Here is a 22,850-nt window from a genome sequence, read left to right on the forward strand (position 1 = left end):
GCAGAACCGGCTTACTTGCCCAGTTCGTTGACCAGCAGTGCTTCGACAGCCGCGATGCGTGCGTCGAGGCTCGCCTTGTCGGCGGCCAGCACCGTGATATGGCCGATCTTGCGGCCCGCACGCGGCGCCTTGCCGTAGTCGTGCAGACGCGCGCCAGGGATGGCGAGCACGGCGTCACGTTCCGGCATGCGGCCGATGATGTTGAGCATCGCGCAGGGCGTGAGCAGTGCGGTCTCGCCCAGTGGCATGCCGGCCACGGCACGCAGGTGATTCTCGAACTGGCTGGTGACGGCGCCTTCGATGCTCCAGTGGCCCGAGTTGTGCACACGTGGTGCGATTTCGTTGGCCAGCAGGCGCTCGCTGCCATCGGCGTCCTTGACGACGAAGAATTCGAAAGCCATCACGCCGACATAGTCGAGCTCGTGCATCACCTTGAAGGCAGCCGCCTCGGCTTCGGCCTGCAGGCCGTGGGAGTCGAGCGGGGTGGAGCAGTGCAGGATGCCGCTGCGATGTTCATTGCGCGACAGCGGCCAGGCGCGTGTCTCGCCATCACGACCACGTACCGCGATCACCGAGACTTCGTGATCGAAGGCGATGAAGCCTTCCAGGATCAGCGGCACGCTGCCGAGTTCAGCGAAGGTGTCGGCGACGTCTGCCATCTCGCGCAGTACCTTCTGGCCCTTGCCGTCATAGCCCAGCGTGCGTGTCTTGAGCACGGCGGGCAGACCGATGGTCGCGACGCCCGCTTCAAGATCCGCCTGGCTGTCGACCAGCGCCAGCGGCGGCACCTCGATGCCCAGACGCATGAACAGCGACTTCTCGCTCCAGCGGTCACGCGCGGTATCCAGGGCGCCAGCCGGCGGGAAGGTCGGGCGCTCGGCTGCCAGACGCGCGACGGCGTCTGCCGGCACGTTCTCGAACTCGAAGGTGATGGCGTCAGACGCCGCCACCAGCTGCGTCAGGGCAGCATCATCCTGCCAATCGGCGCAGAGATGATGACCGTGGACGCGACCGCAGGGCGAATCCGAAGGATCAAGGAAGGTGAAGCGGGCATTCAGGGCGGCGCCGGCCTGAGCCAACATGCGGCCCAGCTGACCGCCGCCGACGATACCGAAGCGGAACGGCTGGCTCATGGCTTACTCGCCTCCGTGGGACAGGCTGGGTGCGTCGGGGCGCGGGTCCGGATTGTCGAGCACACGGTCGGTCTGCTCGGCACGGAAGTTGATCAGCGCGGTGCGGATGGCCGGGTACTTGTTGGCCAGCTGGCTGGCGGCCAGCAGCGCGGCATTCACGGCACCGGCGCGGCCGATGGCCAGCGTGCCGGTGGGGATACCGGCGGGCATCTGCACGATGGAGAGCAGGGAATCGACACCTGACAGCATGCTGGACTGCACCGGCACGCCCAGCACCGGCAGCCAGGTCTTGGCGGCACACATGCCCGGCAGGTGTGCCGCGCCGCCGGCGCCGGCGATGATGACCTCAAGGCCACGCTCGGCAGCGGTATCGGCATAGTCGAACAGCAGGTCGGGCGTGCGATGGGCAGAGACGACCTTTACCTCGTGTTCGATCCCCAGCGCGTCCAGGGTTTCGACCGTATGGCACATGGTCGCCCAATCCGATTTTGATCCCATGATGACACCAACCAGTGCGCTCATGCTTCCTCCGCTCTTGACGTGGTATGAACCAGCTCACAGTGCCTGCCAGACGTGCCGGGCAGTGCGCTGTGTGGGCGTGGCCGAGCCGCGTGGGCAGATCATGCCCGCAAGCGGCTCAATGCGTATGTCTGGAAAAACAAGCGGCGCAGTATAGCACCGCGACCGACAGGCGGCATGCACCTGTCTGGTCGGTCAGGATGTGGGCGCGGCAAGGCCGCGGATCAGCAGGACCACGCCGAGACCAGTGCGAAGCGTGGCACCGGCTCGCCCTGGATCTCGACGTTCTCCATGAACATGCTGAGCGGACGCACCCACAGCCCGCATTCACCATAAAGCGCACGATAGACCACCAGCAGCTCTTCGGTCTCGCTGTGGCGACTGGTGCCGATCACTTCGTACTGCGCGCCCTTGTAGTGGCGGTAGAGGCCCGGCACGGGACGATTTTCCGGCAGCGGCGGCATGGCAGGCAGGTCAGTCATGGCGATTTCCTTGAGGGTGAAGCCAAAAGCGATAAGCAAGAAGCGGTGAAGCCAGCAGCGAGAAGCAGGCGTATCAGTCGGCAGCGTTCGGCGCCTGAATGCCATCAGTCACGGACACGTCATCAGCGACAGGCGTGGCCTTGGCACCGCGGCGTGCGATGCGCGCCAGCGCGCGCGCAGCGGCGGTGAAGCCGAAGCTGCCGGTGACGAAGGTGGCCGCGCCGAAGCCGCCAGCGCAATCCAGGCGCGTGGCGCTGTCGCCGGGCTTGGTGGCACATACCTCGCCATTGGCACCGGGGTAGGTCAGTTGCTCGTCGGAATAGACGCACTCGACATCGAATCGGCGCTTCGGGTTGCGACTGAAATTGTAGTCGCGACGCAGCAGTGAGCGAACGCGCGCCAGCAGCGGGTCCTGCTCGGTGCGGGCGAGATCGCCTATCTGGATGCGCGTCGGGTCGAGCTGGCCGCCGGCGCCGCCCGTCACGGTCAGGCCCAGCTTGCGACGCTTGCACCAGGCGATCAGCGCCGTCTTGGCGGGCACGCTGTCAATGGCGTCGATGACGTGATCGAGGTCATCGTGTATCAGCTCGGCGAGGTTGTCCGGCGTGACGAAGGCCGAGATGGCGTGGATCTTCATCTGCGGCGCGATCAGCTGGCAGCGCTCGGCCAGCACCTCGACCTTGGGACGACCGATCTGGCCATCCAGTGCATGCAGCTGCCGATTGACGTTGGAGACGCAGACATCATCGAGATCGATCAGCGTCATCTCACCGATGCCGGAGCGAGCCAGCGCCTCGGCGCTCCAGCTGCCGACGCCGCCTACCCCGATCACCGCGACATGCGCGTGGCGGAAGTGGGCGAAGGCGCTGGCACCGTAGAGGCGGCGAATGCCGCCGAAGCGGAAGTCGTAGTCGTCTTCTGCGGGGGCCTGGCTGGCAGCGCCGGACGCAAAGAAGCTCTCCAGCATCCGTTCGCTGGCGGAGGGCGTGCTGTCGTGGGACGACGGCTCGCCTGAGGGCTTGCGGTCTGGGCTCTGTTCTTCAGGGCTCTGTTCTTCAGGGCTCTGTTCTTCAGGGCTTTTGTTTTCAGAGCTTTTATTTTCAGAGCTCTGCTGTTCTGGGCTCATGTCGGTCGATTCCGGGGTGTCGGAAGAGGTGGTCATGCGCAGCTCGCGAATCTCGGGGGAACGGGTGGCAGTCGGCAGGGACGCGCTCAGTCAGCCAGGTCGCCGGCGGTCGCATCGAGCCAGTGTCTGGTCGGGCGCTCTGCCAGATGTTCAGCGTAGCGTTCGGGCAGATGGCCCAGCCAGCCGAAGCGCTCCATCACTGCCGCGTAGGCACCTTCTGGCGGACACGACAGGCTCAGCCAGCCGCCCTCGGGATGGGGAAGCTCGAGCCCGACAGCCGCCAGCAGCAGACGGGGGCATTCCAGTGTCGTGGCGAAGTAGCGATTGTAATTGCCCTTGCCATGCTTGGCGTCGCCGATGATCGGGTAGCCACGGCGTGACAGGTGTCGGCGAATCTGATGGCGGCGGCCGGTCAACGGACGGGCCTCGACCAGCGAGAAGCGCGACTGCGGATAGCGATCGATGGCGATGGGCAGCTCGACCTGTGCCAGGCGGCGCGTGTCGGTGATGGCTTCCTGCTCCGGCATCTCGGCCTTGGGCAGCTTGCCATCTTCCTTGCGCAGGCCGTAATCGAGGCGTTGCTGCTCGGGCGCGACGCCGCGCACTATCGCCAGATAGCGCTTGCTGACCTGCTGCTCCTCGAAGGCGGTGCTCAGCTTGCGCGCCGCCTGAGGCGAGAGGCCGAACACCATCAGCCCTGATGTCGGGCGATCGAGACGATGCACGGGGAAGACATGCTGGCCGATCTGGTCGCGCAGGCGCTGAAGCAGAAACTCGGTCTCGTGCTTGTCGATGGGGCTGCGGTGCACCAGCAGGCCCGATGGCTTGTGAACCACCACCAGCACTTCATCCTGGAACAGGATGTCGAGTGGCTCGGCGGGTTCAGTCAGCTCAACAGGCTCAGTCATTTCAGCAGACTTGGCCTCGAGAAGCGTGGGCGTGGCGTCCGCCATCGGCGCAGGTGTCTGAGGCGCCGTCGGCGCGTCGGAGTGCGGAGCATCAGGAGAAGAGGGCATGGGCATCACGGCAGCAGGAAGACGAAAGCCGACCATCGCAATGAAGGTCGGCGTGTATTGTCCGGCTTTCGCCGCTGGCTGTCATGTCCGGCGTGGCGCCGAGCGCGCGGATGCCGGATGTCAGGGCCTGATCAGCAGTCCGGCGGCGAGCCACTGTACCAGCAGGTTGATCGCCACGCCCGGGGCTTGCTCTGCCCCCACCTGCGGCGTCAGCAGCTCACCGAGCCGGCCGAAGCTCAGGCCTTCGTCTCCGGTCGCGAGGATGGCGCCGAGAGCCAGGTCTTCCAGCGGCTCGAGAGAGCGATAGTGCACCTCGGGCGCGCCAGCGGTGGGCTGGCGCCAGACGATCCAGGGCGTGGGCGTGTCGGACTCGACCGGCGCGCGTGGTGGCTCTTCATCGTCGATGGCCTTCCAGATGGCCGGCGTATCGAAGTGGAACAGGAAGCGCTTGAGGGACGGATGCGCTGCCAGGGTCAGCTCTGGCCACTCCTCGGGGGCCAGCGTCTGCAGGGCCTCAACACTCAGCGGAGTGCTGTCCACCACATCCAGCGCCAGCCCCAATGCCCACTCGAAGGCGGCCATCTCGGTGACCAGGGAGCGCTCGGGTTCGCGCGCCGCGACGAAGGCCGGGAAATGCTGGCCTGCCCAGCGAATCGAATAATGACTCGGCGGGTGGGTCGCGAGGTAGTCACGACACAGCAGCCCGAAGGCGTCATCGCCGATCAGGGTGTGCACGGCCTCGAAATCCCCGCCGAAGACCTCGAAAAGCCGCAGCCGATAGGCCATCGCGTAGATGTCGAGGCGCTCCTCGGCGCTGGCAAGCTGATCACTGATGACGGCCTTGGCCGCCGCGCTGCGGGTGTCAGGGCTCGGCATCGCGAGGTAGGCGCCCGTGGTCTCCTGCAGTTGCATCAGGGCGCTGCGATCAGCACCGCCTGCGGGGCTCGCTTGCGTCATGCGCGCAGCCCTCCGTGGTCTGCCATTTGATTCGCGCGCGTGGCATCCACCAGCGGACGACCACTGCGGCGGCGCAGCTCGGTGTACTCCTGCATCAACTCCGACCAGGGCGGGAAGTTGTCGTCGCGCTCGATCATGGTGGCGACATCGCCGAAGCGTGCCCGCGCGGCGTCGTACAGCGTCCACACGGCGTCCGGGACGGGCTGGTCATGGGTGTCGATGCACAGCTCGCCGCCGGAGACTTCCTGCCGGACATGCCCGGCCAGATGATGCTGCCAGACACGCTCTGCCGGCATGGCGTCCAGATAGGTCAGCGGGTCGAAGCCATGATTGTGGCTCGAGACGATGACATTGTTCAGGTCGAGCAGGATCAGGCAGTCGGCGCGGCGGCTGACCTCGGCCAGAAACTCCCATTCGCTCATCTCGTCAGGGCGCCAGGTCAGATAGCTGGAGACATTTTCCAGCAATAACTGGCGGCCGAGCGCGTTCTGGACCTGATCGATGCGTTCGGCCAGATGGTCGATGGTGGCATCGGTATAGGGTAGCGGCAGCAGGTCATGGAACTGATGCGCGCCGGTACGCGTCCAGCACAGGTGATCGGAGACCCATAGCGGTTCGATGCGCTCACACAAGGCGCGTAACTCGCGCAGGTAACGGCTGTCGATGGGATGGCTGCCACCGATGGACAGCGAGACGCCATGCAAGGCGATGGGATAGTGCTCGCGGACACGCTCGAGATGATGAAGTGGTTTGCCGCCAGCGCTCAGGCCACCGGATTCGCTGGCACTGTGGCCCATGTAGTTCTCGCTGATGGCCTCGAACCAGTCGATATCCGGCAGCGTCGTCAGAATCTCGTGGTAGTACTCGGGGCGCAGGCCCAGCCCCTGACCGATGCCGGCGCTGGCGGGCGTGGGCAGGCGAGCGGTGACAGCTGTCGTCATGCGTGAGTCCTCTTCTGAGCGAAGGCAGAGGGTGCGGCAAAGGGCGAGTCAGATGGCGAGTCAGGAGCGCTGAAAGACATCCGCAAATGTTTCCGGACAGAAACAGAGCCAGAACCAGTACCAGAATCAGGAACGGGAGGACGGTGCGCCGTCCTCCCGTCGGTAATTCGCCAGAGGTGCCTGAGGATCAGCCCTCGACGACAGTACCACCTTCGCCGACACAGGATTCAGCGCTGGCAGTGTACGACCAGCCCTGGCCCTTGCAGGCGTTGTGGCCCTTGCAGGCGCTGTTGGCAGTCGCGCATTCGGAGGTGCCCTTGCAGGAGTTGATGCCGGAGCACTTCACGGCATTGTCACCGGCGTGCACCGGCAGCGAGGTCAGAGCGGCAGTGGAGAACAGCGCGGCGGCAGCGGCAGCGAAGGTAGCGGCTGTAACGGTCTTCTTCATGGTCATGATGGCTTCCTATCGGGCAGGGCCCGTATTTTTTGAATTATGGATCAGGAACATCGTGGTACCCGCTAGCGTCAGACAGCTCGTTCAGGCGGGTCATGAAGTCATACGCCGTCAAAACAAGGTTGGATGCGGAGGCGCCAGAAAAAATCTGACATCATTGTTCACTATGCTTGGAAAGGCAGTCCTGGCGAGTTCGTGAGCCTGCTTATGGTACGCTTTCGCCATCATCTGTCGGATTGCCGATACCCCATCCTCTTGCTGGAGTTCCCCATGCCGGACCTACTTCGACGCCTGTGGCGCATACCGCGCTGGCGCTGGAGCATTGCGCTCGTTCTACTGTTGGGGGGCTGCAGTGCCGTCGCGATTCATCAGCTCGATGAGCGCTTCGGTCCCGCGTCACCGCGTGAGCGGGTGGTCTCACACGACAGTATTGCCGGGCGCCAGTGGGAGGATGAGGTCAAGCCGGTGATCGAGACGCGCTGTGTGGTCTGCCATGGCTGCTACGACGCTCCCTGTCAGCTCAAGATGTCATCGGCCGCCGGGATCGATCGCGGCATGAATCCGGCGCCGGTCTACGATGGCACGCGCTTGCTGGCGGCCAATCTGACGCGCATGTTCGAGGATGCGGACACCACCGAGCAGTGGCGCAGCATGGACTTCTCTCCGGTGCTCAATGAGCGCTTCGACTCTCCGGCCGCCAATCTGGAGGGCAGTGTGCTGTTCCGTGCGCTCAGTCAGAAGCGCAAGGCACCGCTGCCGGTGACGGAAGACGGCCTGCTGCCGGAAGACCGCTTCGACTTGTCGCTCAATCGCAGTCAGGTGTGTGCCCCTGTCGAGGGCTACGACAAGTTTGCCGAAGACCATCCTGGCTGGGGCATGCCCTACGCCTTGCCACAGGTCAGCGATGACGAGCATCGCACGCTGGTGAACTGGCTGGCCAAGGGTGGCGAGATGACGGGCCCGGCGCCGCTGCCCCAGGCACTGATTCCGCACATCGAGCAGGCCGAGCGCTTCTTCAATGGCGACAGCCTCAAGCAACGCCTGATGAATCGCTATATCTACGAGCACCTCTTCCTGAGCCACGTGTATTTCCCGGGCATCAAGGGCGCGGATGGACGGCCCATCTTCTTCAAGCTGGTGCGTTCCAGTACCCCGCCGGGCGAGCCGATCAAGCGCATCTCCACGCGTCGCCCCTACGATGCCCCCTACGCCTCCTACACCGCCGATGAGCGCGCGAGCATGCCCCACGATGACGCCGGGCGCCCGCGGGTCTATTACCGTCTGTGGCAGGAGCGCGCGACGATCCTGGCCAAGAATCATCTGCCCTATGCGCTCAACGATGCTCGCTTCAAGCGCTGGCGGGCGCTGTTTCTGACGCCGGATTACCCGGTGGATGACCTGCCGGATTACGACCTCAAGACGGCCTCGAATCCTTTTCTGACCTTCGAGGCCATTCCCGCCGAGTCACGCTATCGCTTCATGCTCGATGAGTCGCAGAACACCATCATGGGCTTCATCAAGGGGCCGGTCTGTCGCGGGCAGGTCGCGGTGGATGTGATCAATGATCACTTCTGGGTCGGCTTCACTGACCCGAAGATGTTCAGTCACCCGGAAGTGGAGCGCACCCTGGCCGAGGAAGGGGAGAATCTCAGCCTGCCCGCCGAGCAGAGCAGCAATGCGTTGCCGATCAGCTCCTGGGTCAAGTTCGAGAGCAAGCAGACCGCCTATCTCAAGGCCAAGCAGCGGCTGATGTCACAGGCCTATCTCGATGGTGACCTGCGCCTGGATACGCGCGTGATGTGGGACGGTAGCGGCTGGGCCGACGGCCCCGGCCAGGGGCGCAACCCCAACGCGGCGCTGACCATCTATCGTCACTTCGACAATGCCGCGGTGATGAAGGGACTGGTCGGCGGCGTGCCCAAGACGGGCTGGATCATCGATTACCCGATGCTGGAGCGTATCCACTACCTGCTGGTCGCCGGCTTCGATGTCTACGGCAATCTCGGGCATCAGCTGGTCACTCGTCTATACATGGACTTCCTGCGCATGGAGGGCGAGAACAACCTGCTGGTGCTGTTGCCAGCAGGCGAGCGCAAGGCGGTGCATGACAGCTGGTATCGCGACGTGAGCCCGGGTCTTGGGGGGCTGCTGTTCAAGAAGCCGCCGCAGTTCGATGCACCAAGTGGCATCGTCTGGACGCCGCAGGAGCTGTCATCGCCGGACCAGGCTCGCCTTGGCCTGATGCGGCGCATGCAAGAGCGTCTCGCGCCGGAACTCGGTCATGAGCGCAGTCTGAGCAATGTCGAGAATGATCATGTGCGACATGAGCTGCAGGCCCTCGCTGCGGTGCGGGGAGTCTCGGCCAGCCTGATGCCGGAGGTGACGATCGTCGCGCTGGAGGATGGTAGTGATGACTCGCCACGCCTTTACAGCGTGCTGCGCAATTCCGCCCACGCCAACATCACCAGTCTGTTCGATGAGGAGGAAAATCGCCGTCCTGAAGAGGACACTCTCGATGTCTTGCGGGGGGTGGCGGGCGATTACCCGAATGCCTTCTGGCGCCTGACGCCTGAGACCCTGACGGGGCTGGCAGAGCGGGTGGCGTCACTCGAGAACGAAGAGGACTATCGCGCCCTGCAGGCCGATATCGGGGTGCGCCGGACTGATCCGCGCTTCTGGGAGTTCTCCGACAGCGTACTGCGCACCAACTATGCTGATCGCCCTGTCGAAGCGGGCCTGCTGGACTATAACCGCCTCGAGAACCGCTGATCACCAGCGAAGCTTGAGCGGCCGAGACAAACCCTGTTGTCAGAACTGTCAGAACTGTCAGGACTGTCAGGACTGTCAGGACTGTCAGGACTGTCAGGACTGTCAGGACTGTCAGGACTGTCAGGACTGTCAGGACTGTCAGGGTTGTCATGACTGACACGACGACTGACGGCTGGCCTGTCAGTTGGAAGCCCGCCACGCACATTGCGCGGCGGGCTTCTATCCTTGCGTAGCGCCTAAATGGCGCACTGGCAGTCGATCAGCGCCGCGCCGCGCTGCGTGGTGTGCTGCCAGCAGGCGTCATCAGCGACCGCCCTGACACTCGCCTTCGGCCAGTTCGATCAGGCCATCCAGATGCAGGATATGCACCTCGCGGGCACGAATGTCGACCAGCCCCTGGGCCTGGAAGCGAGTCAGGATGCGGCTGATGGTTTCGACGGCCAGCCCCAGATAGTTGCCGATATCGGCACGTGCCATCGAGAGGCGGAAGCTGTACGGCGAATAGCCACGGCGACGGAAGCGCTGTGACAGGTTGACCAGGAAGCTCGCCAGTCGCTCATCGGCTGTCTTGCGCGACAGCAGCATCATCATGCGGCGATCTTCGTGCAGCTCCTTGCTCAGGCTCTTGAACAGTTGGGTTCTCAGCTCCGGCATCTGCTCCGAGAGTGCATTGAGGCGGTCGAAGGGAATCTCGCAGACGGTGGTGGTCTCCAGCGCCACGGCGGTGCCGGGATAGCAATTGCTGTCGATGGCATCGAGCCCTGCCAGCTCGCTGGGCAGGTAGAAGCCGGTCAGCTGCTCCATGCCGCTGTTTTCATTGGTGATCTGCTTGAGGCTTCCGGAGCGCACCGTGAAGACGCAATCGAAGGCATCGCCCTGGGTGAAGAGCACTTCCCCTTTTCTGAGTGGCGCGCGACGGCGGATGATGGCGTCAAACTGGTCGATATCTTCCATGTTCAGTGCCAGTGGCAGGCACAGTGAACTCAGCGAACAGGTCTGGCAGCGTGCTTCATGGGCGCGCAAGCGGTGTGATGCCTGTGCATTGGCCGTCATGGTGACTCTCCTGAGGAATGTCACCGCTACTCCTGGGGCAGGGCAGCGGGAGGGGTCTATCGGGCACGACGAATGGTGGGGCGGGGCCTTGTCGCCCGCCGCTACCCTGCTCAGCCGAAGTGACTCGAGCGGCCAGAGTCTGAACGCTCATCGGCTGGCGCAGTGCAATTTCGTGGCACCATAATATTAGATTTTATTAATTCATTATCCTGCCCAACCCGTGGGCGTTGCAAGGTGTGTGAACTTTAGGCCTGGTTGGCCCAGCATGGCCATACCGCGACGTCCTGCCTCAGCCGGAGGCGTGAGTCAGCAATACTGGGCCAACAGTGCTTAGCCAGCAGCGCCGAGTAGCAGTATCAGCGCGGCGGCCAGCGTCGCCAGTGCCAGCATGCCCCAGGCGCGTGGCGCTGGTGTGGCAGGCTGACGTACACCATTGATGCGATGTTCTTGCATGGGGCCATCGCCTTCGCGCTCGTCGTTGTCACCGCTGGCTGCGCGCGAAAGGCTGCCCAGTGCCAGCATGGCGAACAGCACCAGGCTGCCCAGCGTGAGGGCCAGCACCCAGAGATTCCAGAACAGGGGTAGTCCAGTTGCCTCCAGTAGATTCATGTCGTGTCTCCTGAGCGGTGTCCTGTCATGGGCTACGGCTGGCGATGCCGTTCGCGGGGGCGGCCTGCTGCAGATAGGCGAGCAGCGCCGTGATCTCGGCAGTGCCACGCACGTCATTGGGGGCGGCGAGAATCTCGTCTTCCGCGTAGGGCACGCCCAGGCCTTGCAGGGCTCGCATGCGAGCCGCGATGCCTTCGCCGCTCAACACCCGTTCGAACAGCCACGGGTAGGCGGGCATCGCTGAGCCCGGCACCTGACTGCGCGGGTCATGCAGGTGCAGGCGCTGCCAGGCATCGTCATGCTGCGCAGGCAGCTGGCTAAGATCCGTCCCCCGGCGCTCGGCGCCCCACAGCGAAGGGCGGCCGTAGTAGCGCTCCCGGGCGGTCGTCGCATCGCCGTGGCGCGCCGTATCGCCAGTCAGATCGCGCACCATGCGTGTATGGCACTGCTGACAGCCCTCGCGTTGGTAGATGCGCTGACCCTCCAGCGCCAGGGCGCTCAGCGGTCTGAGATCTTCAGGCGCGCTGGCGAGACTGGGGTGAGCCCCGAGCGGTACCAGCTGGGCGAGGGCGCCGAGGCTCATGGTGAGCAGACATAGTGCCGTCATCAGGCCGGCGTGACGTTCGAGCAGGACATGTCTCATGCGTAGTGCCCTCCCGAGGATGTGGCAGGGGGCGTGGTAGAGGGGGGCGCAGAGGGCGTGGCAGGTTCTGATGATGCCTTCCGCGAGCCGGAATTGGGGAGCCGGCGCTCATGAGCGGCTTGCCGTTCGCTCTTGTGATCAGCCAGGGTGCGCGTCACGTTGAGAAGCATCAGTAGCATGCCGAGCGCCCAGCAGGCGAGCCCACCCAGCGAGATCATCATCGGCATGCGGGCCGCTTCCAGTACCTCGCTCAAGGTGTATAGCGGCCTGCCGTCATCTGCCAGCACATGCCACATGCTGCCTTGAAGCAGCGTGGTGGCCCAGCTGGCGGCAACGCACAGCAGGGTGCCGATGATGGCCAGCAGGGCGTGAGTCCTGAGCAGCGCAAGGGAGCGCATCGGGGGCAGCAGGTGGTAGGCCATCACGATGGCGACTGTCGCGATCACCCCCAGGCTTGCTGCCGGCGACAGACTGTTGGCGGCACTGAAGGTCAGGGCATTGAGTGTCGGCAGTGACAGCAGGCTGTATTCAAGTACCGCAAGGGCGAAGCTGACCAGAGCTACCGCCAGCAGGCCGATCAGTGGATCCCGGCGCAGTGAGTGCCAATCCTCCTTGAGTGTCATCAGGCCATTGAGGCTGAGTGCCAGCCCCGGCGCCAGCAGCAGTAGGCCCATCGCCATGCCCAGCGTCTGGCTCCAGGCCGGCAGGGGGCTCGCGAACAGCAGCGGAGCACCTCCCCATGTCACCAGCAGCACCAGCATCCAGAAGCTGGTGGTGGCCAGCCGGTGCGAGTAGAGCGGCAGCCGCGAGCGGCTCGTCACCATGTGATGGAGCAAGGCAATGAGGCCGAATGCGAACATGCCACCGGGGAGTGGCCCGGCCTGCCAGCGCTGGATTAGTGCCTCGAGGCTGCCCGTGAAGAGCGGAACCGATTCCAGCAGGCCGATCGGCACGCTGAGCGAGATCAGCACATGCTGCATCAACACCAGCATCAGGCCGGCGATGAAGTACCAGCAGGCCACCGGCAGGCGACGCAGCGTGCGTTGTTCCAGCACCGTGAAGAAGACCCACGCCACGGCCAGCCAGACGAGGGTCATCAGGAGATCGACGAGCCAGGGCGCTTCGGCCATGTACTGGCCCGAGGAGTAGCCCGCGACTATCGCCAGTGCGCCGAGCGCGACCACGGCCTGCCAGCCGAGGAAGGTGAAATGCATCAGCTTGAGCGTGAAGGGGGGCAGTGCGATATCCGCTATCGCCGTCTTGGCGTCCGTGCGTGATTCGCGTTGCCGGACACTGTGCATGGCGATGGAGTAGCCGCCGGCGATCACTGCCGAGCCGCCCAGACCGTAGAGCAGCAGGTGGTGCTGCAAGGGAGTGAGGCGGCCGTAGCTCAGCCAGGCCACTTCCGGCCCCAGTGATGGCCATAGCCAGATGAGGTTGAGCCACACCGCCAGACAGAGGCTGAGCAGGCCCCAGATGACGGCCATGCGAGCAAAATCATGGCTTACGTGATGATGATGGTTCACGCGGGGATGACAGGCCGAAGCCTCAAGAGCTGTACGCATATCACGACCTCGTCGGCAGTGGGCGAAAGCGCAGTGCTGGTGGTGACGGTGCTGGAAGCGGCGCTGCGGAAGCGGTCATGTCATCGACGCCCCTGTCAGGGCGGCAGGGCTGGCGCTGACCGATATCACGCGCGACCATGACCGACTGACAGGCCATCCCTCGCGCTGGAATGCAGCGTTTACCCCTCATCGGTTCCAGCGTTGTCTGGCGCGAGCCGTACGAGATCAACAGGAGAATTTCGCTTGCCCGCCGTCACTTCATCATCGGACGAAGATGCCATTGCGTCCAATACGGCTGAGGTCCCCAGCCCTTACGCCGAGGAAGGCTTTCGTGTCGCCAGCCTGGCCGATGTCGCCTCGGAGCTTGCTGCTCGCCAGACCATGTCCCACGACGCGCTGGCCGCGCGAGGGCCGTGGCGAGGCTGGTTGGCGGAACTGGGGCCGCTTGAGATCCATGGACGACCGGGGCGTGCCCTGCTGTTGCATGCGCATGGTGCCGGCGCCGGGCGTGAGACCGACTTCCATCAACAGTTCGGCGCTGCCTGCCTGATGCAGGACATGGCGTGGCTGGCATTCGATTTCGGTTATCTCGTCAGGATGCGCTGCGAAAGCCGTCGCCGACCGCCGCCCCGGCTGCCCGGGCTGATCGAGGAGATGGCGCGCTGGTGTCAGGCGTTGATGGCGTGTGTGGCGGCCGTCGACTCCTTGCGATCGCTGCCCTGGCTGGTCGGCGGCAAGTCGATGGGCAGTCGTGTGGCCTCCCATCTGCTGGTGGAGTTGACCCGGGCGGCGCATGCGCCGTTGCCGGTCGGGTGGTACGCGCTGGGCTATCCGTTTCATCCCACGGGCAAGCCCGACAAGTTGCGCATCGACCATCTGCCGGATATCCCGATGGCTGGCGTGATCTGTCAGGGCAGCCGCGATCCCTTCGGAACTCGAGAGGAAGTGACGGCATATCCGTTGCCGGAAAACCTCACTTTGCTTTGGCTGAATGATGGCGAACATGATTTCAAGCCACGAAAAGCGAGTGGTGAGACTCGAGAAGGACTGATTTCGCGTGCGGCGCAGGCCTTGGCCAATCACCCGGCATTGGTCGGAAAGCGGCAGTGAATCGCCACCATGCGAGGGGCATTATCCTGGCCTTCGACGACGACAGCGGCATGTCAGAATGATGACGCAACGCTGATGTTTACTGGCCTGCAGGCGATATGCGGCGGGAAAGTCCTGTCTTATCAATACTCTGTCGCGGACGATTGCTGAAATTGCGCGTAAAAAAAGTATTGACTCATGGGCCGGATTCCGTAGAATGCAGCGCCAACGAGACAGGGGTGGTTAGCTCAGTTGGTAGAGCACCAGCCTTACAAGCTGGGGGTCACTGGTTCGAACCCAGTACCACCCACCATTTGAAAAAAGTCATTGCTTTTCAAAGCGTTACTTGATTAAATGGCCTGGCTCGTCAGCAGAAGCAAACGATTGTCGTGGACCGGTAGTTCAGTTGGTTAGAATGCCGGCCTGTCACGCCGGAGGTCGCGGGTTCGAGTCCCGTCCGGTCCGCCATTCTCGTTTGTCATGCGCCAGATGTTGAGTTGTTCTGAAGTGGACCGGTAGTTCAGTTGGTTAGAATGCCGGCCTGTCACGCCGGAGGTCGCGGGTTCGAGTCCCGTCCGGTCCGCCATCAGAATCGCGAGATATCACCGCTGCTTGCAGCAAAGATCGTTTGTGTTGGGTGATTAGCTCAGTTGGTTAGAGCACAAGCTTCACATGCTTGGGGTCACTGGTTCGAATCCAGTATCACCCACCAATGCGGACCGGTAGTTCAGTTGGTTAGAATGCCGGCCTGTCACGCCGGAGGTCGCGGGTTCGAGTCCCGTCCGGTCCGCCATTCGATCTACAAGAATTCGTGAAACCCGAGCTTTCGAGCTCGGGTTTTTGCGTTTCTGGCCGTCGGAAAGTCTTCAGTACAGGTCCGGCCCTCTTCTGTTCTTTCCCCTTTCCTCTCTCCTGTTCGTTGACCTGGTCATGTTCCGGTCTCGTCGGCCTTCCCTGGGCACAACACGACATTTCGCTCTTTCCCGTTGCTGGGTGTCCTGCGCGGTTGTTCATCTCGCTGATGTCATTACTGGCGTCATTCGCAATGTGGCCTTTGGGAGTATTGAGCCCATGGCGCGATGCTCTACACTGGGATCATCCGTTTCATACGACCGTTTGCCATCTGTCATCAGTCGTTGATGTCCTGACAACCTGTTACTGATGACCATGACTCATGAGTGTTGCTGATGAGAATGGCGGCGGCGCGATATAACAATGATTGTCCGAGGTGCTCGAGACAGCCAAGGAGAGACCGCAATGACTGCCTATCCGAATATCTTCCGTCCGCTGACGTTGGGCCACATCACGCTCAAGAACCGTGTATTGATGGGCTCGATGCACACGGGGCTTGAGGAGACTCCCAATGGCTTCGCGCGCCTGGCGGCGTTCTATCGTGAGCGTGCGCGCCACGGGGTGGCGCTGATCGTCACGGGCGGTATCGCGCCGAATGCGGAAGGGGCTGTCATGCAGGGGGCCGCGAAGCTGACCACCCCGGAGGAGGCGGAGCACCATCGCGAGGTCACCGAGGCGGTGCACGCCGAGGATGGACGCATCTGTCTGCAGATTCTGCATGCAGGGCGTTATGCCTACTCACCGGATCAGGTCGCGCCCTCGGCGATTCAGGCGCCGATCAACCCCTTCACGCCACGTGCGCTGAGCACGTCAGAGGTCAAGGAGCAGATCGCCGATTACGTGCGCTGCGCCAGCCTGGCACGCGAGGCCGGCTATGACGGCGTCGAGGTGATGGGTTCGGAAGGCTATTTCATCAACCAGTTCATCTGTCGGCGCACCAATCAGCGCGAGGATGAGTACGGTGGCAGCTTCGAGAATCGCATCCGCCTGGCGGTGGAGATCGTCGCGGGCATTCGCGCCGCGCTGGGTGAGGACTTTCTGATCATCTATCGCCTCTCGATGCTGGATCTGGTCGATGAGGGCAGCACCTGGGAGGAAGTGGTCGCGCTCGGCAAGGCCATCGAGGCGGCAGGGGCGAGCCTGATCAATACCGGCATCGGCTGGCATGAGGCGCGCGTGCCGACCATCGTCACCAGCGTGCCGCGCGCTGTCTTCACGGGGCTGACCCGGCGCATGAAGCAGGAGCTCAGCCTGCCGCTGATCACCACCAATCGCATCAACATGCCCGAGGTTGCCGAGTCGGTGCTGGCCGAGGGCCATGCTGACATGGTGTCGATGGCGCGACCGTTCCTGGCGGACCCGCAATGGGTCAGCAAGGCCAGGGCGGACGATGCTGCCATCATCAATACCTGCATCGCCTGCAATCAGGCGTGTCTCGATCACACCTTCCAGATGAAATTGACCTCGTGCCTGGTCAATCCGCGCGCCTGTCATGAAACCGAGATTGTGATCGAGCCTGCGCGACATGAGCGTCGCGTGGCAGTGGTGGGCGCAGGGCCGGCGGGACTGTCTGCTGCCGTGACGGCGGCCGAGCGTGGACACGACGTGGTGCTGTTCGAGGCGCAGTCCGAGGTGGGGGGCCAGTTCAATTTCGCGCGTCGTATTCCAGGCAAGGAAGAGTTCGACGAGACACTGCGTTACTTCAACGAGAAGCTGGTGCGTTGTGGGGTCGAGGTGCGACTCAATACCCGCGCCACCGCCGAGATGCTGGCGGAATTCGATGCCGTGATTCTGGCCTCGGGCGTGAAGGCGCGGACGCCGGATATCGAGGGTGTCGAAGCCGGTATCGAGCGGGGGCAGGTGCTCAGCTATGCCGAGGCGATCAGTGCGCCGGAGCGGGTCGGGCGGCGCGTGGCGTTGATCGGGGCTGGCGGGATCGGCTTTGATGTCGCGGAGCTGATGACTCACGTCGAGCCGTCGCCCTCGCTGGATGGTGAGCTGTGGTGCGAGGAGTGGGGGGTGGATCTCTCGGTAAGCACGCCCGGCGGCCTCAAGGCACCCGTGGTGCCGCAGGCGCCGCGTGAAGTGTGGCTGCTGCAGCGCAAGACCTCCAAGCCCGGCAAGGGGCTGGGCAAGACCACTGGCTGGGTGCATCGCGCGACCCTCAAGCAGCGTGGCGTCAAAATGGTTGCCGGCTGTGAGTATCGCTCGATCGACAGTGAAGGTCTGACCGTGAGCCTCGATGGCGAAGAGCAGCATCTGGCGCTGGACAGCATCGTGCTGTGCACCGGGCAGGATTCGGTGCTGGAGCTGAAGGCGCCTCTGGAGGCGGCGGGGGTGGAGCTGCATATCATCGGGGGCGCCGACAAGGCGGCAGAGCTGGATGCCAAGCGCGCGATCGCGCAGGGCACCATGGCGGCAGCTGCCCTTTGAGTTGACCGCGATCACGCATGGGGATATTCAGCGTTGAGCTGAGCCTGACCACTGCTAGACTGATGGAAGCCACCGCGGACGCCGTGCCCTTTGCTGCATGTGCCTCCGTGGTGGCTTTGTCGTCTTCAGAGTTTGTCTCGGACGCCGCGTCAGCGGCTCGACGCGCTCTGGTCTCTGCCTTGCCGCCACGATGGGATCTGCTCATGTCACCGCACGCTGCCGCCTCACGCCATGCCACCGCTGAGGCTCTGATGCCGGACACCGAGGACAGTCCTTTGCCGCCACACAGGGAGGATGCTCGGGCTTCATCGTCGCAGGCCGCCTCCCCGCCGGTAGCCGAGACACTGGACAGCCTGCTGGATCTGTTCACGCCGCCAGCGGTCGAGCGCCTCACGTGGCCGCTGGCCGATGAAGCCGGTGTGATCGTCGAGTGCCTGCGCGCCGACACGCTGGACAGCGAGATTTCCGGCAACAAGGCCTGGAAGTTGCGCCTGCCGCTGGCCAAGGCGTTGAGCGAGAAGCGTGGCATCATCAGCTGTGGGGGTGGTTGGTCGAACCATCTGCATGCGCTGGCGGCGGCGGGGGCTAGATTGGGCATCGAGACGCATGGCCTGGTACGCGGGCACCCTGAAGCACCGCTGACGCCCACGCTCGCCGATGCACGTGACAATGGCATGCGCTTGAGTTTCGTCTCGCGAGCCGAGTACCGGCAGCGCGACCAGCCTGATTTTGCCAGCCGCCATGGCGAGGGGGTCTGGATTCCCGAGGGTGGCGGTTGCGTGGAGGGCGTCGCTGGGCTTGCACCGTTGGCCCAGGCGCTGGCCGAGCCGGTAGCGGGCGAATCCGCGCCTCAGCTGGTGCTGCTGGCCTGTGGCAGCGGCACGACGCTTGCCGGGGTGCTGAGTGCGCTGGGCGAGCGCGATGGGCTGAGAGTCATCGGGGTGCCAACCATGAATCACGGTGATCAGCTCTATCATCGTGTGCGTCGCCTGCTGGCAGAGAGCGGTGGCAGCCAGCAGAAGACGCCGGAATGGGGCTTGTGGTTGGGAGCGCAGGCCGGCGGCTTTGCCAAGGCGCCCGATTGGTTGATCCGGTTCATTCAGCGCTTCGAGGCCGAGACGGGCGTTGCGGTGGAGCCGGTCTATACCGCCAAGCTGTTTGCGGCGCTGGCACATCATCTTGCCAATGGTCTGATCGCACGCGGTACGCGCATTCGCGTGCTGCATAGCGGGGGCTTGCAGGGGCGGCGAGGGTATCCGGCGTTGCAGGCCATCTGAGGGGGCTGGCGGGGGTGAGCGTCATCTGGCGTGTCTCATCCTGCGAGGCGCCAGCCAGTGGCTTGCGTGCAGCATTCACCTGCCACTGGCGGCGGCGTGCAGCGCTGTTATGATGGGGTTTCTGCAGCGGCTCCTGCCATCCGGGAGCCGTGTCTGTTTCACCGGACAGGGTGATCCCCTGTCTCGCTCTGGAAATTCCCATGACGACTGACGCCATTGCCCCGACCCCCGCTGCGACCTCTGCTGCCGATGAAACGTGCACTTCACGCTTTCTGGCCAGTGACAACACGTCCGGTATCTGTCCCGAGGCGATGGCGTACATGATGCAGGCCAATCGTGATGACGATCTCGCCTACGGCAATGACCGCTGGACGCAGCAGGTTACCGACAGCTTTCGTCAGCTGTTCGAGACCGAGTGCGAGGTATTCTTCGTCTTCAATGGCACCGCCGCCAACTCCCTGTCGCTGGCCCATCTGTGCCAGTCCTACCACAGTGTCATCTGCCACGAACTGGCCCATATCGAGACCGATGAATGTGGTGGGCCGGAGTTCTTCTCCAACGGCTCCAAGTTGCTCAATGCGCCGGGCCCCGACGGCAAGCTGACGCCCGAAGGCATCGAGCAGCTGGTCACCAAGCGCAGTGATATCCACTATCCGCGTCCGCGCGTGATCTCCCTGACCCAGTGTACCGAGGTCGGCACCGTCTACAGCCTGGAAGAGCTGCAGGCGATTCGTGAGGTGGCGGACCGCCATGACCTGCAGATCCATATGGATGGCGCTCGCTTCGCCAATGCCTGCGCCGCGCTGGGCGTCTCGCCGGCAGAGCTGACCTGGAAGGCGGGTGTGGACGTGCTGTGCTTCTCCGGCACCAAGAATGGTCTGGCCATGGGGGAGGCGGTGATCTTCTTCGATCGCAAGCTGGCACGCGATTTCGATTATCGCTGCAAGCAGGCCGGACAACTGGCCTCCAAGATGCGCTTCATCGCGGCACCCTGGATGGGGCTGCTGGAAAATGATGTCTGGCTGAACAACGCCCGCCATGCGAATGGCATGGCGCAGTATCTGGCTGAGCGTCTCGAGGCGCTGGAGGGCATCGAGTTGCTGTTCCCCAGTGAAGCCAACAGCGTGTTCGCCAGCTTCCCGGAGCACGTGCTGACGGCACTGCGTGAGCGTGGCTGGACCTTCTATACCTTCATCGGTGCGGGTGGTGCGCGCTTCGTGTGCTCGTGGAATACCACCACTGAGCTGCTCGACGCCTTGCTCAAGGATATTCGCGACGTGCTGTGAGTTCCTTGATCCAGGCAGTGCCGAAGGCGTGAGCGCCTCCCTCGAGATCCCCATCGCCCCGGCGGTGGGGATTTTTTTGTGGCCTGCTGTCCGGTCTGATCACCGTCATGCGTGACTGAGGCAAGAGACTGATCAGGTTGGTAGCCACTCCGTCGCCAGTCGTTGTTTTCATGGCCTCTGTGATGAGTCAGGAGACTGCATGAAGAGTGACGGAGGTGGTCGGATGCGAGGTGTGGGCGCGGCCATTATTGCTCGACTGGTTGGTATGCAGTGTTGTCTGGGCGTGAGAGTGACTGGCGTCAACCGTCAGTCTGTTCCTATGCTCAGGGTGTGCTGCGGTGCAACATGACATGAGTGAATCACCCGCGACAGCAGAAGCATTGGTCGAGTTTTCGCGTCTTTCGAAGCTTTCTTCAACGCGTTGTCAGGGGCGTTCAGGCGCCATCGTAGTGTCTGCTGACCCACTGGCTGCCGTAGATCCTGCGGTGCTTGGCAGAACTGGCTCCGCCGGCGGAAAGTTCGTTGAATGCATTCATTCACTGTATTGGACACCAGCACCCTATATCGACCTATGCTGATAAACACGCCGAGGCAGTCGTCCTGCGTACGCTATCCAGGCTGAGCGGGCGAACGAATTTTGCGGTCTTACCTGAGTGGGCCCGGCGATGGTCCCAGCGACTGATGTCGCGACAAGGAGGCTTCCATGAGCATCTTCGATCACGTGCAGAGCCGCTACGAGCGGATTCAGCAAGAAGAGATGAGTCTCCAGGAGTACCTGGAGTTGTGCCGGCAGGACACTACTGCCTACGCCAGCGCTGCCGAGCGCATGCTGGCGGCCATCGGTGAACCGGAGGTCATCGATACCGCCAAGGACCCCAGTCTTTCCCGTATCTTTTCCAACAAGCTGATCCGCCGTTATCCAAGCTTTGCCGAGTTCTATGGCATGGAAGAGGCTATCGAGCAGATCGTTTCCTACTTCCGGCATGCGGCGCAGGGACTGGAGGAGCGCAAGCAGATCCTGTATCTGCTCGGTCCGGTGGGTGGCGGCAAGTCGTCTCTGGCGGAGCGTCTCAAGCTGCTGATGGAGCAGATTCCCTTCTATGCCATCAAGGGCTCGCCGGTCTTCGAGTCTCCGCTGGGGCTGTTCTCGCCGGAAGAAGATGGCGAGCTGATCGAGAAGGAGTACGGCATCCCCCAGCGCTGCATGCGCAGTGCCATGTCGCCGTGGGCCGCCAAGCGCCTCAAGGAGTATGGCGGTGATATCAGCAAGTTCCGCGTCGTCAAACTCTACCCCTCGCGCCTCAATCAGATCGGTATCTCCAAGACCGAGCCAGGCGATGACAACAACCAGGACATTTCCGCGCTGGTCGGCAAGGTCGATATCCGTCAGCTGGAGCTCTATGCCCAGGATGACCCGGATGCCTACAGCTTCTCCGGCGGGCTGTGCAAGGCCAACCAGGGGCTGATGGAATTCGTCGAGATGTTCAAGGCGCCGATCAAGGTGCTGCACCCGCTGCTGACCGCGACCCAGGAGGGCAATTACAACCCGACGGAAGGCATGGGCGCGATTCCCTTCGATGGTGTGGTGCTGGCGCACTCCAACGAAAGCGAGTGGCAGGCATTTCGCAACAATCGCAACAACGAGGCCTTCCTCGATCGCGTCTATATCGTCAAGGTGCCTTACTGTCTGCGCGCCTCCGAGGAGGTCAAGATCTACGCCAAGCTGCTGGAGCATTCGTCGCTGAACCAGGCACCCTGTGCCCCGGATACGCTGCGCATGCTGTCCCAGTTCATCGTGCTGTCGCGGTTGCGTGAGCCGGAGAACTCCAGCGTCTACTCGAAGATGCGCATCTATGATGGCGAGAACCTCAAGGATACCGATCCGCGCGCCAAGTCGATTCAGGAATACCGCGACAGCGCCGGTGTCGACGAGGGGATGGATGGGCTCTCGACGCGCTTCGCCTTCAAGATTCTCTCCAAGGTCTTCAACTTCGATGCCAGTGAGGTCGCGGCCAACCCGGTCCATCTGCTCTACGTGCTGGAACAGCGCCTCGATCAGGAGCAGCTGCCCAAGGAAACCCACGAGCGCTACCTGCGCTATATCAAGGAATACCTGGCACCCCGCTACGTCGACTTCATCGGCAAGGAGATCCAGACCGCCTACCTCGAGTCCTACTCCGAGTATGGGCAGAACATCTTCGATCGCTATGTGACCTATGCCGACTTCTGGATCCAGGAGCAGGAGTATCGTGATCCCGAAACCGGCGAACTGCTGGACCGTCAGTCACTCAACGAGGAGCTGGAGAAGATCGAGAAGCCGGCGGGCATCTCCAACCCGAAGGATTTCCGTCACGAGGTGGTCAACTTCGTGCTGCGCGCACGGGCGCAGAACAACGGTACCAACCCGAGCTGGCAGTCCTACGAGAAGCTGCGTGCGGTGATCGAGAAGAAGATGTTCGCCAATACCGAAGAGTTGCTGCCGGTCATCTCCTTCAATGCCAAGGCCTCGGCATCCGACCAGCGCAAGCACGAGGACTTCGTGGCGCGCATGGTGGATCGTGGCTACACCGAGAAGCAGGTGCGCCTGTTGTCCGAATGGTACCTGCGCGTACGCAAGTCGCAGTAAGCCCTGCCGACTGACGACAG

The 22,850-nt window shown here is 63.2% G+C and carries 18 protein-coding genes and 5 tRNA genes; 11 read left to right on the forward strand and 12 right to left on the reverse strand.

Annotated features, from left to right (window positions below; translation table 11 throughout):
- Positions 1-11 precede the first annotated feature (11 nt).
- The 8 genes from CDPAHKCJ_RS10005 to CDPAHKCJ_RS10040 all read right to left on the reverse strand — a co-directional run bounded on the left by CDPAHKCJ_RS10005 (position 12) and on the right by CDPAHKCJ_RS10040 (position 6,628).
- Positions 12-1,133 (reverse strand): 5-(carboxyamino)imidazole ribonucleotide synthase, encoded by a 1,122-nt coding sequence (locus tag CDPAHKCJ_RS10005; RefSeq protein ID WP_107335630.1) that lies wholly within the window; start codon positions 1,131-1,133, stop codon positions 12-14.
- A 3-nt stretch (positions 1,134-1,136) separates the two neighbouring features.
- On the reverse strand, positions 1,137-1,655 hold the full coding sequence (purE, locus tag CDPAHKCJ_RS10010) for a 5-(carboxyamino)imidazole ribonucleotide mutase (protein WP_166019682.1): 519 nt from the start codon (positions 1,653-1,655) through the stop codon (positions 1,137-1,139).
- Positions 1,656-1,876: 221 nt separating this feature from the next.
- Entirely contained in the window at positions 1,877-2,134 is a 258-nt protein-coding gene (locus CDPAHKCJ_RS10015) for a DUF1653 domain-containing protein (RefSeq protein WP_225996526.1), read from the reverse strand.
- Between the two features lie 73 nt (positions 2,135-2,207).
- Entirely contained in the window at positions 2,208-3,101 is an 894-nt protein-coding gene (gene tcdA / locus CDPAHKCJ_RS10020) for a tRNA cyclic N6-threonylcarbamoyladenosine(37) synthase TcdA (protein WP_166019893.1), read from the reverse strand.
- A 245-nt stretch (positions 3,102-3,346) separates the two neighbouring features.
- Complete coding sequence (locus tag CDPAHKCJ_RS10025) at positions 3,347-4,168, reverse strand: pseudouridine synthase (RefSeq protein ID WP_166019683.1); 822 nt, start codon at positions 4,166-4,168, stop codon at positions 3,347-3,349.
- A 228-nt stretch (positions 4,169-4,396) separates the two neighbouring features.
- Positions 4,397-5,233, reverse strand: coding sequence for a DNA-binding domain-containing protein (locus CDPAHKCJ_RS10030; RefSeq protein WP_166019684.1), 837 nt, complete (start codon positions 5,231-5,233; stop codon positions 4,397-4,399).
- A complete protein-coding gene (locus tag CDPAHKCJ_RS10035) occupies positions 5,230-6,174 on the reverse strand; it encodes a DUF692 domain-containing protein (protein WP_166019685.1) in 945 nt (314 codons plus the stop codon). Before CDPAHKCJ_RS10035 ends, CDPAHKCJ_RS10030 begins: the two co-directional genes overlap by 4 nt.
- Before the next feature lie 187 nt (positions 6,175-6,361).
- On the reverse strand, positions 6,362-6,628 hold the full coding sequence (locus CDPAHKCJ_RS10040) for a hypothetical protein (RefSeq protein WP_197738697.1): 267 nt from the start codon (positions 6,626-6,628) through the stop codon (positions 6,362-6,364).
- 270 nt (positions 6,629-6,898) lie between these two features.
- On the opposite strand from CDPAHKCJ_RS10040, the gene CDPAHKCJ_RS10045 reads away from it, so the two are divergent.
- Positions 6,899-9,397, forward strand: a complete 2,499-nt coding sequence (locus CDPAHKCJ_RS10045) for a fatty acid cis/trans isomerase (protein ID WP_166019686.1) — start codon at positions 6,899-6,901, stop codon at positions 9,395-9,397.
- 303 nt (positions 9,398-9,700) lie between these two features.
- On the opposite strand, the gene fnr is transcribed toward CDPAHKCJ_RS10045, so the two are convergent.
- The 4 genes from fnr to CDPAHKCJ_RS10065 all read right to left on the reverse strand — a co-directional run bounded on the left by fnr (position 9,701) and on the right by CDPAHKCJ_RS10065 (position 13,189).
- Complete coding sequence (fnr, locus tag CDPAHKCJ_RS10050) at positions 9,701-10,450, reverse strand: fumarate/nitrate reduction transcriptional regulator Fnr (RefSeq protein ID WP_166019687.1); 750 nt, start codon at positions 10,448-10,450, stop codon at positions 9,701-9,703.
- Positions 10,451-10,780: 330 nt separating this feature from the next.
- The gene (locus CDPAHKCJ_RS10055; protein ID WP_166019688.1) at positions 10,781-11,059 is read right to left on the reverse strand and encodes a hypothetical protein; all 279 of its coding nucleotides are present in this window, start codon (positions 11,057-11,059) and stop codon (positions 10,781-10,783) included.
- Positions 11,060-11,084: 25 nt separating this feature from the next.
- Positions 11,085-11,702: a cbb3-type cytochrome c oxidase subunit II gene (locus CDPAHKCJ_RS10060; RefSeq protein WP_166019689.1), complete on the reverse strand. Its 618-nt coding sequence runs from the start codon at positions 11,700-11,702 to the stop codon at positions 11,085-11,087.
- Positions 11,699-13,189, reverse strand: coding sequence for a cbb3-type cytochrome c oxidase subunit I (locus CDPAHKCJ_RS10065; protein WP_166019690.1), 1,491 nt, complete (start codon positions 13,187-13,189; stop codon positions 11,699-11,701). Before CDPAHKCJ_RS10065 ends, CDPAHKCJ_RS10060 begins: the two co-directional genes overlap by 4 nt.
- 321 nt (positions 13,190-13,510) lie before the next feature.
- Between CDPAHKCJ_RS10065 and CDPAHKCJ_RS10070 the strand changes: the two genes are divergently transcribed.
- The 10 genes from CDPAHKCJ_RS10070 (at position 13,511) to CDPAHKCJ_RS10115 (ending at position 22,830) form a co-directional block, all read left to right on the forward strand.
- Positions 13,511-14,377, forward strand: a complete 867-nt coding sequence (locus tag CDPAHKCJ_RS10070; protein WP_166019691.1) for an alpha/beta family hydrolase — start codon at positions 13,511-13,513, stop codon at positions 14,375-14,377.
- 216 nt (positions 14,378-14,593) lie between these two features.
- Positions 14,594-14,669 (forward strand) — tRNA-Val (locus CDPAHKCJ_RS10075).
- A gap of 78 nt (positions 14,670-14,747) precedes the next feature.
- Positions 14,748-14,824 (forward strand) — tRNA-Asp (locus tag CDPAHKCJ_RS10080).
- Positions 14,825-14,865: 41 nt separating this feature from the next.
- Positions 14,866-14,942, forward strand: a tRNA-Asp gene (locus CDPAHKCJ_RS10085).
- Between the two features lie 49 nt (positions 14,943-14,991).
- Positions 14,992-15,068: transfer RNA gene (locus CDPAHKCJ_RS10090), tRNA-Val, on the forward strand.
- A 4-nt stretch (positions 15,069-15,072) separates the two neighbouring features.
- Positions 15,073-15,149, forward strand: a tRNA-Asp gene (locus tag CDPAHKCJ_RS10095).
- A 464-nt stretch (positions 15,150-15,613) separates the two neighbouring features.
- On the forward strand, positions 15,614-17,641 hold the full coding sequence (locus tag CDPAHKCJ_RS10100; RefSeq protein ID WP_166019692.1) for an NADPH-dependent 2,4-dienoyl-CoA reductase: 2,028 nt from the start codon (positions 15,614-15,616) through the stop codon (positions 17,639-17,641).
- 203 nt (positions 17,642-17,844) lie between these two features.
- Positions 17,845-18,918 carry a pyridoxal-phosphate dependent enzyme gene (locus tag CDPAHKCJ_RS10105; RefSeq protein ID WP_166019693.1) on the forward strand — a complete coding sequence of 358 codons (1,074 nt, stop codon included), beginning with the start codon at positions 17,845-17,847 and terminating at the stop codon, positions 18,916-18,918.
- 200 nt (positions 18,919-19,118) lie between these two features.
- A complete protein-coding gene (locus CDPAHKCJ_RS10110) occupies positions 19,119-20,204 on the forward strand; it encodes a low specificity L-threonine aldolase (protein WP_166019694.1) in 1,086 nt (361 codons plus the stop codon).
- A gap of 703 nt (positions 20,205-20,907) precedes the next feature.
- A complete protein-coding gene (locus tag CDPAHKCJ_RS10115; RefSeq protein ID WP_043334761.1) occupies positions 20,908-22,830 on the forward strand; it encodes a PrkA family serine protein kinase in 1,923 nt (640 codons plus the stop codon).
- The last annotated feature ends 20 nt before the right edge of the window (positions 22,831-22,850 follow it).

Origin of the sequence: Cobetia sp. MB87 (assembly GCF_011319755.1) — a bacterium.
Lineage (GTDB): Bacteria > Pseudomonadota > Gammaproteobacteria > Pseudomonadales > Halomonadaceae > Cobetia.